Here is a 13280-nt window from a genome sequence, read left to right on the forward strand (position 1 = left end):
CACATTCAAACTGATTTAACGCGTTGTGCAAGTTAATTTAATTTTTGCTTTACCTGTGTAATTTTTTTATATCAACTGGTAACTTCCGTACTAACTTCATGCAATAAGGACGCACCCAAAACAAAGTTTCAATTAGCACAAACACACAAAGTTTTATGCTATTCTTTGTGCCTGAATTGTCCGGGCGTTACTCCGGTGGTTTTTTTAAAAACTCTGATAAAGTAAAAATAGTCCGAATATCCGCATTTTGCAGCTATTTCGCCCTGGGAGTATTCCGTCTTCTGCAGAAGCTCCTTTGCATAATTCATTCTCATTTTAGTAATATAATCGGTGAAGGTCATTCCCAGCTCTTTTCTGAAAAGCTGACTTATATAGTTTGGATTGATGACAAAATCCTGGGCCAGACTTCTGATGGATATATCCTTGAAAAAGTTTTGATTTATGTAATTGATGATCTTCTTAAAATACTCATTGCGTACTTCATCTGTAAGAACATTAATGTTAGTTCCCATAAACCCTGTAATTTTTTCTTTTATATATTCAACCATGGTATACATATCTATAAATAAATAACATAGATCATCAAAGTTATAGACATATTCCTCATAACAGTCCTCGCCCAGATTCCTGATACTGAATTTAACATAGCTGTTGAAAATATTCATGGCATGCTTTATTGACAGCCTGCCGTCAACAGCGTTTTTATAAAAATTGTCCAGATGCCTGACCAGTTCGCTTAAATCCATCTTTGTAAAAGCATTTTCATATTTTACCATTAAAGTCTCAATATCAATATTATTGCCGTTAATTCCGTTAGTAATTTTTCTGGTACCGGTGGTGAAAAACTGATATGCCAGTGTAAAGGCCTCGTCTATGTATTTCCTCATGCTAAATGCGGAGTACGCTCCTTCGTATATTCCGACACCCTTGACCCCTTCCGGAATTGTTTCAATACTGTGGGCTATGCTGCTGAAGTCCTCGTATTTTCCAATATAAATTGTTTTACTGCTTCCTGTCTTTATAGCGGTATATTGCTTATTTTCAAAGGTAAGCTCCTTGCCTATGGAAGCAACAATAACAATCTTGTCACCCTCGGCTATTCCATTGGATGTGAAGTATGAGTCCAACTGGTGCCGGGCTTCGGGGGTTTCTTCCTCCAGCAGAGGAATTATGTCGGGCTTTTCTTTTCTTCCGCCATTGATAAGTATTTTGGCGGCCTTCTTGAGAACTTTAGTGATCTCTTCATCATCAAAGGGTTTCAGGCAATACCCCACAGCCCCGTAGTCAAGAGCCTTTCTGGCATATGCAAATTCCGCATATCCGCTTATAACAACAAACAGAATATCCTTGTGAATTGCCTGGATATTTTTGATAAGCTCAAGTCCGCTCATGCCCGGCATGCGAATGTCGGTAAAAACAAGGTCCGGTTTTATCCGGCAAATCTTCTCATAGGCCTCAACACCGTCCCTGGCACTGCCTGCAACTTCAAAGCCGCAGCTGTTCCAGTCAGTGCCCATAAGCAGGCTTTTAACAATAAACTCCTCATCATCAACAATCAAAACCTTATACATACACCCTCCGCCTCTTCTATCACACATTTAAACCCCTATCCCCGGAATGGTAATTGTGACTCTTGTGCCCTCACCCTTCCTGCTTTCAATATTCAACCCATGTTGGATTCCGTATGTAAGCTTCAATCTATTATTTACATTATATATACCTATGCTGTCACCCATGGTTCTGTCCTGTTTTTGTTCAGATAATATATGAGGAGATTCGGCCAGCTTGAGTTTTATGCTGTCAAGCTTTGCCTGATCTATTCCCAGACCGTTGTCCTCCACCCATATGAGAAGCTTGCCGTCTTCGAACTTACTTCCCACCCACAGAATACCCTTATCCCTTTTTGGCTCAATTCCATGGTAGATGGCATTTTCCACAAGGGGCTGCAAAATCATTTTGAGAATATCTGCATCCAGTGTCCTCTCCTCAAAATCAAAGTTGGCTTCAAGTCTGCTGCCGAATCTTATTATGTGTATCTGAATGTAAGCACGGATAATGTTGATTTCATCGTTCAACTTCACAATATTTGACCCGTTTGCACTATACCGGAATATAAGCGCCAGCGCCTTTGACATCTCATACAGTTTGTCCACACCCTCTTCAAGAGATATGCCCTTCATAACCTCCAGCGTGTTATACAGGAAATGGGGATTTATCTGGCTTCTCAGATATGCAAGCTCGGCCTTGTCCTTCTGCAGTTCCACCTCGTAGAGCTTTGAGCTGGTTTCAAACAGACGCCTGGTCAGGTTATTTATTTCATTCATCATACTGTTAAACTCATATTCCAGAATATTTATTTCCGAGCTTCCCTCAAGTTTTACCTTCTTCCTCAGATCCTTTATACTTCCTGATTTAATATTGTTCATAAAGAATATGAGTTTCTGAATGGGCTTTGTAATATTATTTATTGTGAAAAAGAATAAAAGACATATTATGATTATGGACATGGAAAAAATTTTAAGTATCCTGGCCCTTGTTTGATCAATCTCCGAAAACAACTGTTTTTCCTGAACAAAGCTTACTATTTTGCCCTCGATTTCAGGAATATTACTCACATTAACAATGTATTTGTACCCGTTTATTTCAATAATCTGCTGGGAGGAACTGTTTTTCTGGTTGAACAGCAAATCCTTGATCCCCTGGTTGTTGTTAATGCCCAGCGGGTCTTTAGGTGCATACAGCATCCCGTTTTTATCCATCAGGTAATATTTGATTTCGGTATTGTTTGATATTTTGTTTATTTCATTGAAAATGGAGTTTAGATCAACCATTATTGAGGTAAAGCCAAGCTTTTTGGCAAAAGATTCGGAATCGTAGGAGGAGTAAAAGTACATCCCGAACATGAAGAACATTTTACTGTCCTTATTGAATATATTCAGCTTTTCAAAGCCGGTATTATAGATTTTCCCATCGTCGGGAACCGACTTCATAAGATCCCGTACAACATCATAATTGCCGTTCATTGTAAAATACTTTCCGTTCTCACCGATTATAGCAATATCAAATATGTCCTTCTTGATATTTACCATGTTACCTGCCATAACCGTCAGAGCCTGTCCTGCAGTGTAGGAATCCATCAGGGAATTGCTTGAATATATTTTTTGTGTATTTGTATCATATCCGATATTCTGCAGGATGCTTCTCAATTCCTGTGTGTATCTTGCAACACTATACTGGATGGTTGAAGTCATTTCGGCGGTATAATTCTTATTTTTTCTTACCATTATATCCGAAATGCTATAGTAAGACTGGGACAATATGGCTATCAATACAATCAGAGTCAGCACTCCGTTAATTATAAGCTGCGTGGTAATGGGTAATTTTTTAAAAAACCTCATATTCCCTCCCAATGGGTAACTCAGTATTATAACTTATAACCTTTGCGCGTTTCAACGAGGCAAAGATGGAGGACATCTATTGTCTCGTTATGTTTAGTATATCATATCAGTTCAGCGGAGTTTATTACAACCTGTATGTCGGCATAATTTTCCTTAACATTCATTGGGAGGGCATAAAAATATTACTGCCCGGCAATCGGACAGCAATAAAAAACTTTATATCCGTATAGTGTTATCAATATCAGGCGACTCTCATTGACAGAGCTTTTGCAGGATTCTCACAGGTCAATTTATTTATCTCCTGCCTTGATATGCCTGCATTAAGCATCTTAAATATAAAATCATTGAGAATGTAGTCCAGTCCAATCATTCCGCCATAGCTTGACAGGCGCTGGTTTGTGGTATCGAGACCAATCAGGATATGTGAAGCGTATCCGGTACCAATAAGTTTCAGGAGCAATTCTATTTCTTTTTCATCACTGTGGTACTTAGGTCTTCCGATGGTATCATACTCCAGAAAAACCCCGGCCTGAACCATCTCAATATGAAAGGAGGGATCATAAAATGCACGGTCCAGGTGGCATAATATAATACCGGATGCAGGAACCTTTAAATCGGTAAGAAACCGTACCACGCTTAATGCATCATTTCTGTTCTCCATATGACACATGACAGGTGCACCCGTCAGCAGCGAAGCTTCTGCTGCCGAGGAAAACAGTTTTTTGTGTTTATCGTCCACACCGTTCCCCTCAGCTGCCGTCTTAATGATTCCAGCCTTAGCGTCGGTCCTTAGCAGGGGCTCTCCGGAGTCGCCGTCAGCAAACATTCCGATTTGTATTTCGTCCAGGAACAGCTGTGTCAATTGGTTCTGACTTATTTTATAAATCCAATGGTCAGCTTCATAGAACACAAGTTTATGAAATCCGGTAGATGCAATAATATTAACTCCCGAAGCTTGTGATGCTCTCAGGAGATAATCGGCCATCCTTCCGCAGCCCACAGGCTGGGCATCCACAATGCCTCTCCCGCCCGACTCTTTGTACAGGAGCAGTTCCCGGGTCGACTTATCCAGGTCATCCATATATAGTGCCCGGTTGATATCATAGGATTTGCCCCTTCGTATAAACAAATGCTCATGACACTGGCAATAACCCAACTCATGCCGGTTTATACTGCCTGATACTGTTTGGATCATAAAATCATTCCCTCGCCAGTTTGATTCTTTTAATAAATTCTTCAGCAGTCCGGGCTATTGCATCAAAATCACCTGTCCTGGCACCTGCTGTCAGACTGCCTCCTGCGCCCACAGCTACGGCTCCTGCCTTGATCCATTCCGCAACATTTTCAGCACTGACTCCCCCTGTAGGCATAAGCTGTGCATGGGGCAGAGGTCCCTTGATTGCTTTTATGATCTTAGGTCCGAACAATTCTCCGGGGAATATCTTCACAATTTCGGCACCTGCCTCCATACATTGCACCGTCTCCTTTATTGTCATTGCTCCCGGAATATAAGCTATGTTATATCTCCCGCATAATTTCGCTGTTTCGGAATCGAAGCAGGGACTTACAATGTATTGTGCACCAGACAATATGGCTATTCTGGCAGTTTCCGAATCCAGCACTGTTCCTGCGCCGATAAGTACTTTTGAGGCATCATAGCCGGCTGTCAATTCTTTAATTATATTTTCAGCACCCGGTACGGTAAAAGTTATTTCAATTGAAGTAACACCGCCCTTGACACAGGCCTCAATTATTTTTGAAGCCTCCCCGGCACTTTCTGCTCTTATGACGGCAACCAGTCCGGCCTCTTTAATACTTTTGATAATTTCACTTTTTGTTTTCATAATACCCTCCACACGTTACTGGAATCTTTCGAGCCTCCAGCATGCAATATGCTCGAAACGGCTTGAAAGTTAACTATTTTTGTATATAACACCCGTTTACAATAAAACGGCAGTCCTTCCCTGACAGGATATCTATCACGTTCTGCGCCGACATCAGAGCCATCTTTTCAACTGCCTCACTGGTATGTGCTCCGGCGTGGGGTGTTGCTATTACATTATCAAATTCAAACAGAGGGGATATTCCCGGAGGTTCCTTATCGAATGCATCCAGGCCCATCCCTCCGATTTTTCCCGATTTCAATCCGTCATATGCTGCCTGCTCATTTATGAGGCCGCCTCTTGAAGTATTAATAATAATTACTCCGTCCTTCATCCGGCTAATGGCATTTTCATCTATGATATTAAGAGTGCTTTCTGTAATTGGAAGATGTAAAGATATGAAATCAGACTGGCTTATTACTTCTTGCAAAGTACATTTCCTGATATTGTGTTCATTTGCAAAATTCTCATCAAAATAGGGATCATAGGCAAGGATATTCATTGAAAACCCCCTGGCGCGCAGTGCCACTGCTTTTCCTATGGCTCCGAGCCCAAGAATCCCCATTGTCTTTTTGAATATTTCCTTGCCGGAGGTTCTGGGCCATTTTTCAGTTTTAACCTGGGAATCCAGAAAGGTTATTTTCCTGGCAACAGCTATCATCAGCCCTATTGCCATATCTGCAACCGATTCCGAGTTGGCGCCCGGTGTGTTTGCAACAAGGATACCTCTTTCTCCGGCCGCCCTGATATCAACTCTTTCAAAACCGACTCCGTATCTGGAAATTACTTTTAAACTATCCGGAGCTTTTTTTATTACATTTTCAGTTATATAATCAAGACCCGCAATATACCCGTCAACACCATCCAGCAGCGGAATCAGTTCTTCTTCAGTCAGCGGATGGCCATAGGGATTGAATACGACCTCATCGGCAAAATCCTCTATCAGCCTGACAGCTTCAGAATTTTTATTGTTTCCTAATGAAGTCGGTGTAACCAAAATCTTCATAAACTCACCCTTTTCATATTCAATTTTTAATCCCATTTTGGATTATCACGGACTACAGGTACGCCGTTCTCTTCAACGACTATCTTTCTGTAGCCTTTTGTCTCGATGGTTTTATAATCATGTCCGGCGTCTGCTCTGAAGGTAAAGAAGGTAATAAAGGGTTCTTTTCCCGTATTGATACTTCTATGTGCATATCTCTGCGGAACGTAAACGGCTTTTCCGGGGGTAAGTTCCTCCAGTTTCCAGTCCCCCTCCGGATTTTCCAGAAGCATATATCCCTGTCCGCTTAAACAATAATACACTTCGGCTGTTTCAAGAATACTGTGAAAATGTCCTTTTGTCATGTAATATTCGTTGCCTACCTTTCCGGGGTAGGTAATGCTTGTGCCAAAAGCCAGATCTCCTGAATTTTCCGGAGCTCCCAGCTCATAAAATTCATATATTACGGGATCATCTTTCTCCAAAACAGCTTTACATGCCCCGGTATCCGAGAACATATTTTTCATCTGGGACAGCTTTCTTTTGGTAGAGTTTTTAGTGCCGGACAGCCCGTTAATCAAATCAAAATCAACAGTAAACGCCTGATCCCAGTTTGTCTCAATGTCATCCATATATATCACCTCACCTTAAACTGTTTGCAAGTTTTTCCAGTCTTTCGAGTTTTTCACCTTTTATATCAACATGGAATACTTCTGATATAACCTGAGTCCAGCCATGTATAAAATAGATCCATCCGTCCTCAATAAATAAATTGCGCTTTTCCTTTTGTTCCCCGGCCTGAACCATAAATTTCAGGTCACCGCGGTAATTGAGTTCCCATACAAGGCTGTTTTCAGGAAACAGGCATCCGTCGGTAAGAGGTGACCCTGGCCTGTCCTTGCCCAGCCCTGTCGCATTTATTATTAAAGAATATGGCTTCATATTTTTCATTACTTCATCGTTATCCTTTGCTTCGGGGCATAAATAGTACTCCAGCTTTACGCCGGGGTGCATGCCGTCCAGCTTGGCTTTTGCAGAATCCAGCCTTTCCCGGCTTCTGTTGGTAATAATTATTTTGGAGGGAATATTATCCCCGTGTTCCTTTTTCATGAGATATGAACTTATGGCCAGGGCACTTCCGCCTGCTCCCATTATCAATACCTCGCCGCCATGCTCCTTCCAGAAGTTTTCCGGAATAAAGTTGTCCATAGCCAAACCGCTGGAAATAGGGTCCTTTGCATAACCTTCCAACCTTCCGTCCTTTTTGGAGATGGAGGACAATTCTTCGAACATTTCGGCGTATGTATCAAGATATTCGAAGCTTCCCCTGGCTGCATTATATAAATCTATTTTATGGGTGGTGACCAAAGCTCCAAGCGACAGTTTGTCGTTTTTGATAAACTCTACGGTATCACGGTATTTTTGCGGATCGGCATGAATTTCAATATCTATTCCCTTTATAATCGCATCCTTTAAACCAAGTTCCTCCGCCCATAGAGGAAAGACTTTCATAATAGATGATTTTGTTGTTGTAACGCCTATAAAATACATTGTAGGCTGCGTTGCGCTGGTAAATTCCATATAAACCGCCTTCCTGTCTATAAATTTTGTATATAAATTGTGGTTATATATCAACGAGATTTGTAAAATTCCTGTGCCGCTGCCTCCATTAGCAGGAAGAAGGACTGCCCTTCGGCTGCTATCCCCGGTCTGTCAAAGAAAGGTGCACCGCACACACCCTGAACAAATCCGAGGTCGTCCACTTTGGCATGTGCAGCATTTCTCATGGTTTCTGCAAAGGTCAGGTACACATCGCCGAGCCAGCCGGCCTTCATTCCCCTGTAAATGGTATAAGCCGCCATCTGGGCCAGGTTGGTTTCTATAAAGGAATCCTTGTTGTCCAGGACATCATGAAAAAGTCCGTCTGTTCTCATATGGCCCAAACAGGAGTCCAGTACCGTTTTAACAAAGTTTATCAGTTCATTCTTTTCGGCGTTAAATTCTTCGGGAAGCGTGGCAATAACTCTTGTGATCCCGGCCAGGGCCCATCCGTTTCCCACCCCCCAGAAGTCTTTTCTGGCAAAGTCGTTTTTACTCTCATCCCATATATGTGAAAACAACTTTTTTTCAGGATTATAAAGAAGAGAGATGTAACCTTTTATTTGTTTCAGGGCCTCCTGATGATAGCCTGCGGCAGATAGGAAAGGCGGAGACATATAAAAGGAATCGACCCACATCTGTGGTTTTTCTATGACATGATATATTATTCCGTCCCTGTTCCTTGGAGCCTTTTCCAACAACCAATTTAAAAGTTTTTGTACTGCAGAGCCCAGTTCAGGGTCTTTGGTCACTTCCGAGGCATAGAGCACAGCTTCACCGATCCCGGCAGGATCGGTTACAGCCGATATATTTCCGATTGCGGCAAGCCTGCCATCCGCAAGCTGGTTCAGCACTGCTGCTTTTGACATCTGAATCACCAGCTCTTTTTCTCCCATTTCCAAAAATGCCTGTGCTGCCACTCCCTGCTCCCAGGAATATCTTTGCATACTCAAAAGAGCCTGTTTTACTTTCCGGATTACACTATCATTTTCCATATTAACCTCCATGAGCCACATTTGTGGCCACAAAATGTAATGAAAACTTATATCCTTTATCGCAATGTGGCGAATAAAGGAGGTTAATTGGCCACGAGCATTGCTCTGGCAATTATCTTTTGACTTTCCAGGGAATCCGAATTTTTTTGTGCCTCCAGCAGTGCTTTCATATCTATTTTATCTGCTATATCCTCAAATACTTTCAAAGTGTTGAAACAATGACTGCAGGCTTTTATGGGATCTACCTTCCTCGCATCGAATTCCTGCGATATCCATCCGTCATATTTCAACTTTTTGAGATAATAAATAAATTCGAGGGTTTCTATGTGATGCACCGATGCGAAAATCATATCCTCATCGGTACTTCCGTAATTGTCGTTGATATGGACTCCAAAGAGCTTATTTGCATTCATTGCTTTAACCACTGCTTCTCCCGGATTTTCCCGCGCCAGAAGAGCGTGGCCGAAATCGAGATTGACACCTGCATTTTCAGCATTTATAAGCTTTGAAAACATCAGAACCGTACTGGTACTGTCAAGTAAAATATGACTTCTGGGTTCTCTTGCCTTGTACTCAATAGCTATTTTGTAATTCTTGTCATAATCGGCAACGGCTTTAATGCCATCCATTTCATATTGCCATATATCCTCATAATTATCCTGGAACGGATAATCAAACCCATCCTGGCCAGGCCATAGACACATTTGCCCCGCTCCCAGTTCCTTGCCAAGATCCACTGCAGTTTTGGAGTAATCAACGGCTCTTTTGCGGGCCGCCGGATCTCCGGAGGTAAAGGCACCTTTTTGAAAGTCCTCTCCATCCCAGACATTGGGATTTACCGACATTACCTGAATATTCTTATCACTGCAAAACCGCTTTACCTCTTTGTAATTCTTTTCATTAATATGTGTGGGATAAACCAGTTCGACTCCGTTCAAACCTTCAATTTCAGAAGCCTTCTCAAGCTTTTGCAGAGCGGCGTCCTTTGAAGTGTCGTAATTATATGCGGAGTCCATTACCCATAAGCCGATTGATAATTTATTAAACAAGGCTACTCCTCCTCCAGGTTGATTTTTTTATCCCTTGACTGCCGCTGCTGAAAGACCGCTTATCAAGCTCTTTGAGAAGGCAGAGAACAGCAGCAGTATGGGAAGTGTTGTCAGGGACAGGCCCAGCACCTGCGCAGCGGTGTCATTTCTAAAGGTTGTGGAAAGCTGGCGGATTCCAAGCGGAATTGTATACAGACTTTCATTGCTTATTACAACCAATGGAGTCAATAAATTATTCCATGACCATAGAAAAGCCAGGAGGGCAAGTGTCATGCACGCGGCTCTCATAAACGGCAGTGCTATTTTCACAAACAGTGTAAATTCATTACAGCCGTCTATCCTGGCACTTTCCATTACTTCATCCGGAATGGCCGAGCTTGCGAACTGTGTCATCCAGAATACGCCGAAGGCGCTGGCAGCCGGCGGTATGATCAACGGGAGAAGAGAATTTCTCCAGCCTACGGCCTGCATTTCTATAACAAAAGCCACAAGTCCCAGCTGCATTGGAATCATCATTGTAACCATTACAGATGAGAATAATGTTTTCTTGAACAGGAATTTATATTTTGCAAATGCAAATCCGGCCATGGCACAGACAATAACCGTTAATATTGCAGAGCCTCCTGCAACAATGATTGAATTTTTATAGAAAGCCAGAATATCTATGGAAAAAAGTGTTTTTATATTTTCACCCAGATAATTTCCCGGAATAAACTTCATTCCCGTAAAGAGGTCGTTTGTATAGTAAGTTCCCATTATTAACATTGTATAAAAAGGTAATATGGCCACAACCGAGATCAATAATATCAATACAAAACCAATTATATTAAGACCTTTTTTCTTTGACATCAGTCCTCACCTCTCTTCATAATATGGTTGGCAATAACGGTTAAAAATCCAATGAATACGAACAAGCCATATGCTATTGTAGATCCGTATCCAAAATTCATAACTGTGCCGAAGGCGGTGTCATACATCAACCAAACGCCGGTGAGACTGGCATTTTCCGGTCCGCCCACCAAAGGCTGTCCCTGCGAGGTAAACATCATGAAGGGTTCCTCAAATATCTGGAAGCATCCTATCATTGTGGTAAGAACTACAAATATAAAAACCGGTTTAAGCAGAGGTACCGTAATTTTGAAAAACTTCTGTACTGGATTTGCACCGTCTATATCTCCAGCCTCATAAAGCTCAGGACTAATATTTGTTATTCCTGCCAGGAACAGAATCGAAGTATACCCGTAATATCTCCATATTGTAATCAAACTGATCATTATTCTTGACGGCCAGGGTTCTCCAAGCCAGTTAATATTCTCTTTAATCAATCCTAAGCCTGACAGCACTGCGTTAATATTTCCGAACTGGTAATCAAACAGGATACCGAATATTAAACCAAGTGCTACCGGAGTTGTAAGGTAGGGTAAAAAATTAAATAATCTGAAGGTATTTTTTCCTATCATATTTTTGTTGCTTAACATTGCCGCTATAACCATTCCGAGAAAAATCTGCACCGGAATTATCATAACCATGAATAGAAGAGTATTTCCTAAAGCGCTATAAAATCGTTCATCCTTTATTAAGTGTACATAATTTTGTAATCCTACAAAAATCTTTTTATCAAAACCATTCCACTCTGTAAGACTTATATAAAAAGTAAACAGTATTGGGAATATGGTAAAAGCAATCCAAATTAAAAAATATGGAGATATAAAAATGTAGGGCGCTATCTTTGTACCTAAATTTATTTTATTTGATGAAATGCCTTTACTTGATTGTCCGGTTTTATAAGTTAAATTCTTAACCAATCATCTCACCTTCACTTTTAAAAGTATTGTTAATGTATTGAATGTACGAATGGTAGGACATTGACGGAAGTACCAACTTCAATAAATGGAGCTTTCCATTTATTGAAGTTGTACTTTCACATTTATCAGTAATTCACGTATTGCAATCATCTCATTTTGAGACAGCCTTACATGCTATTACTGCTGTAATTCAGGGAATTTTTTAATTATGTCGGCTTTCAGCTTGGGCAATGCCTGGTCTGCTGAAAGTCCTGTGTCCATTGCTCTGAGTACTACAACTATTGAATCATATATTCCTGCATCATACTCTGTCATCGGTCTGGTCTGTGTATTTGGATTCTTGGCAATTTCCATGTATTTCTGCATTATGTTCTGTCCGCCGAAGTATGGGTCTTTGTTTGCATCATTTGTATAAAGGTCGGTATCATAAACTTTTGAATAAAGTGTCGGGGTTCCCTGTGTTCTGAAGAAACCTTCCGATCCCTCCCTGGACATTGTGAACCATTTGATATATGTCCAGGCCAGTTCCTTGTTCTTGCTTTCCTTTGGAATACCGTATGCAGTACCACCCCAGCTGTAGCCGCCGTTTGGAGGTGTTATGAGACCGTATTTGCCGTTTGCATCCTTATCGTTGGCTTTCATTACAAATGGAACAAACCAGGTAGGTGCAGCATAGAATACAACCGTGTTGGAAGCAAAGGAGGAATTCCATGCAGGAGTCCACATTACATATTTACCTAGTGCTTTATCCTTGATCATCTGTTCAATATATTTCATTGTGGGGAGTACCGTTGTATCAAGATTCAGCTTTTTGTCCTGCACCCATGGCTCTTTGGTGTATAAGCCTATCAATGCATAGTAGGCATCATCTGAACCGGCAAAAAGGAAGTTCTTTCCACCGCTCTTTTCAGAGATCTCCTTACCCTTCTGTACGAAAACATCCCAATTTGTAAGTACTTTTTCCAATTCGGCAGGATCATCGGTGCCAAAATACTTTTTGGCCAGTTCGCGGTTATAGGCATATCCCCCTACACAGTTGTCGATCTGTACACAAACTATGTCACCTTTTTTATTTTGTGAAATTGGAATTGCAAATGGAACTAAATCATCCTTATTCAAATTATATGGAGCCGCGTCCAGCTTTTCCCAGATGTCCAGGTTGGCAAGACTTCCTCTGGCAGTCATTTCAAGATTTGCTACATCAGGCATATCACCGTTTGATGCTGCTGTGGTCTGTAATTTTTTAACATAGTCATTCTGCGGAACCATTACATAGTTAACTTTTATATCCGGATATGTCTTAGTAAAGTCTACAGCACCTTTCTTTTCATAGTCACCCCAAACCCATTGTGTGATTTCGCCTTTAAGGGCACCTGTCTGTGATGTACTTTCTGCGGCTGTACTTTCGGCAGCTGTGCTTGTTGTAGTCTGAGCCTGCCCCGAACTTTGCGCAGCCTGTTCATTATTGCTTCCGCAGCCTGCCAGCATCGTCACCGTCATTGCTATTGCAGCGGTCAAGCTGACTACTTTTCTGAAATTCAAATTTTTGTTCATGATTTTTCCTCC

The 13280-nt window shown here is 41.4% G+C and carries 12 protein-coding genes; all 12 read right to left on the reverse strand.

The genetic code is table 11. From position 1 onward, the window contains the following. Positions 1-158: 158 nt before the first annotated feature. Positions 159-1571, reverse strand: coding sequence for a response regulator transcription factor (locus tag CTER_RS09140; RefSeq protein WP_004625108.1), 1413 nt, complete (start codon positions 1569-1571; stop codon positions 159-161). A gap of 27 nt (positions 1572-1598) precedes the next feature. After that, positions 1599-3398, reverse strand: coding sequence for a sensor histidine kinase (locus CTER_RS09145; protein ID WP_004625151.1), 1800 nt, complete (start codon positions 3396-3398; stop codon positions 1599-1601). A 241-nt stretch (positions 3399-3639) separates the two neighbouring features. Then, positions 3640-4593, reverse strand: a complete 954-nt coding sequence (locus CTER_RS09150; RefSeq protein ID WP_004625183.1) for a phosphotriesterase family protein — start codon at positions 4591-4593, stop codon at positions 3640-3642. Between the two features lie 4 nt (positions 4594-4597). Further along, positions 4598-5242 (reverse strand): bifunctional 2-keto-4-hydroxyglutarate aldolase/2-keto-3-deoxy-6-phosphogluconate aldolase, encoded by a 645-nt coding sequence (locus CTER_RS09155; RefSeq protein ID WP_004625171.1) that lies wholly within the window; start codon positions 5240-5242, stop codon positions 4598-4600. Between the two features lie 73 nt (positions 5243-5315). Continuing rightward, positions 5316-6287, reverse strand: coding sequence for a phosphoglycerate dehydrogenase (locus CTER_RS09160; RefSeq protein WP_004625130.1), 972 nt, complete (start codon positions 6285-6287; stop codon positions 5316-5318). A 26-nt stretch (positions 6288-6313) separates the two neighbouring features. Further along, entirely contained in the window at positions 6314-6898 is a 585-nt protein-coding gene (locus CTER_RS09165) for a glucose-6-phosphate isomerase (RefSeq protein ID WP_004625193.1), read from the reverse strand. Between the two features lie 10 nt (positions 6899-6908). Next, entirely contained in the window at positions 6909-7847 is a 939-nt protein-coding gene (locus CTER_RS09170; protein ID WP_004625140.1) for a shikimate dehydrogenase family protein, read from the reverse strand. A 50-nt stretch (positions 7848-7897) separates the two neighbouring features. Further along, complete coding sequence (locus CTER_RS09175; protein WP_004625098.1) at positions 7898-8860, reverse strand: glycoside hydrolase family 88 protein; 963 nt, start codon at positions 8858-8860, stop codon at positions 7898-7900. Between the two features lie 83 nt (positions 8861-8943). Beyond that, entirely contained in the window at positions 8944-9909 is a 966-nt protein-coding gene (locus tag CTER_RS09180) for a sugar phosphate isomerase/epimerase family protein (RefSeq protein ID WP_004625214.1), read from the reverse strand. A 27-nt stretch (positions 9910-9936) separates the two neighbouring features. Then, the gene (locus CTER_RS09185; RefSeq protein ID WP_004625141.1) at positions 9937-10758 is read right to left on the reverse strand and encodes a carbohydrate ABC transporter permease; all 822 of its coding nucleotides are present in this window, start codon (positions 10756-10758) and stop codon (positions 9937-9939) included. Beyond that, positions 10758-11438: a carbohydrate ABC transporter permease gene (locus CTER_RS09190; protein WP_200859459.1), complete on the reverse strand. Its 681-nt coding sequence runs from the start codon at positions 11436-11438 to the stop codon at positions 10758-10760. Before CTER_RS09190 ends, CTER_RS09185 begins: the two co-directional genes overlap by 1 nt. Before the next feature lie 453 nt (positions 11439-11891). Continuing rightward, positions 11892-13268 (reverse strand): ABC transporter substrate-binding protein, encoded by a 1377-nt coding sequence (locus tag CTER_RS09195; RefSeq protein ID WP_004625188.1) that lies wholly within the window; start codon positions 13266-13268, stop codon positions 11892-11894. Positions 13269-13280: the final 12 nt, after the last annotated feature.

This window comes from Ruminiclostridium cellobioparum subsp. termitidis CT1112, from assembly GCF_000350485.1.
GTDB lineage: Bacteria > Bacillota > Clostridia > Acetivibrionales > DSM-1351 > Ruminiclostridium > Ruminiclostridium termitidis.

What these genes read in the sequence shown, in the direction of transcription:
- CTER_RS09145 (WP_004625151.1), bottom strand. Translation starts at nt 3,398, where the DNA reads ATGAGGTTTTTTAAAAAATTACCCATTACCACGCAGCTTATAATTAAC.
- CTER_RS09195 (WP_004625188.1), bottom strand. Translation starts at nt 13,268, where the DNA reads ATGAACAAAAATTTGAATTTCAGAAAAGTAGTCAGCTTGACCGCTGCA.
- CTER_RS09160 (WP_004625130.1), bottom strand. Translation starts at nt 6,287, where the DNA reads ATGAAGATTTTGGTTACACCGACTTCATTAGGAAACAATAAAAATTCT.
- CTER_RS09165 (WP_004625193.1), bottom strand. Translation starts at nt 6,898, where the DNA reads ATGGATGACATTGAGACAAACTGGGATCAGGCGTTTACTGTTGATTTT.
- CTER_RS09150 (WP_004625183.1), bottom strand. Translation starts at nt 4,593, where the DNA reads ATGATCCAAACAGTATCAGGCAGTATAAACCGGCATGAGTTGGGTTAT.
- CTER_RS09175 (WP_004625098.1), bottom strand. Translation starts at nt 8,860, where the DNA reads ATGGAAAATGATAGTGTAATCCGGAAAGTAAAACAGGCTCTTTTGAGT.
- CTER_RS09190 (WP_200859459.1), bottom strand. Translation starts at nt 11,438, where the DNA reads ATGGTTATGATAATTCCGGTGCAGATTTTTCTCGGAATGGTTATAGCG.
- CTER_RS09185 (WP_004625141.1), bottom strand. Translation starts at nt 10,758, where the DNA reads ATGTCAAAGAAAAAAGGTCTTAATATAATTGGTTTTGTATTGATATTA.
- CTER_RS09155 (WP_004625171.1), bottom strand. Translation starts at nt 5,242, where the DNA reads ATGAAAACAAAAAGTGAAATTATCAAAAGTATTAAAGAGGCCGGACTG.
- CTER_RS09140 (WP_004625108.1), bottom strand. Translation starts at nt 1,571, where the DNA reads ATGTATAAGGTTTTGATTGTTGATGATGAGGAGTTTATTGTTAAAAGC.
- CTER_RS09170 (WP_004625140.1), bottom strand. Translation starts at nt 7,847, where the DNA reads ATGGAATTTACCAGCGCAACGCAGCCTACAATGTATTTTATAGGCGTT.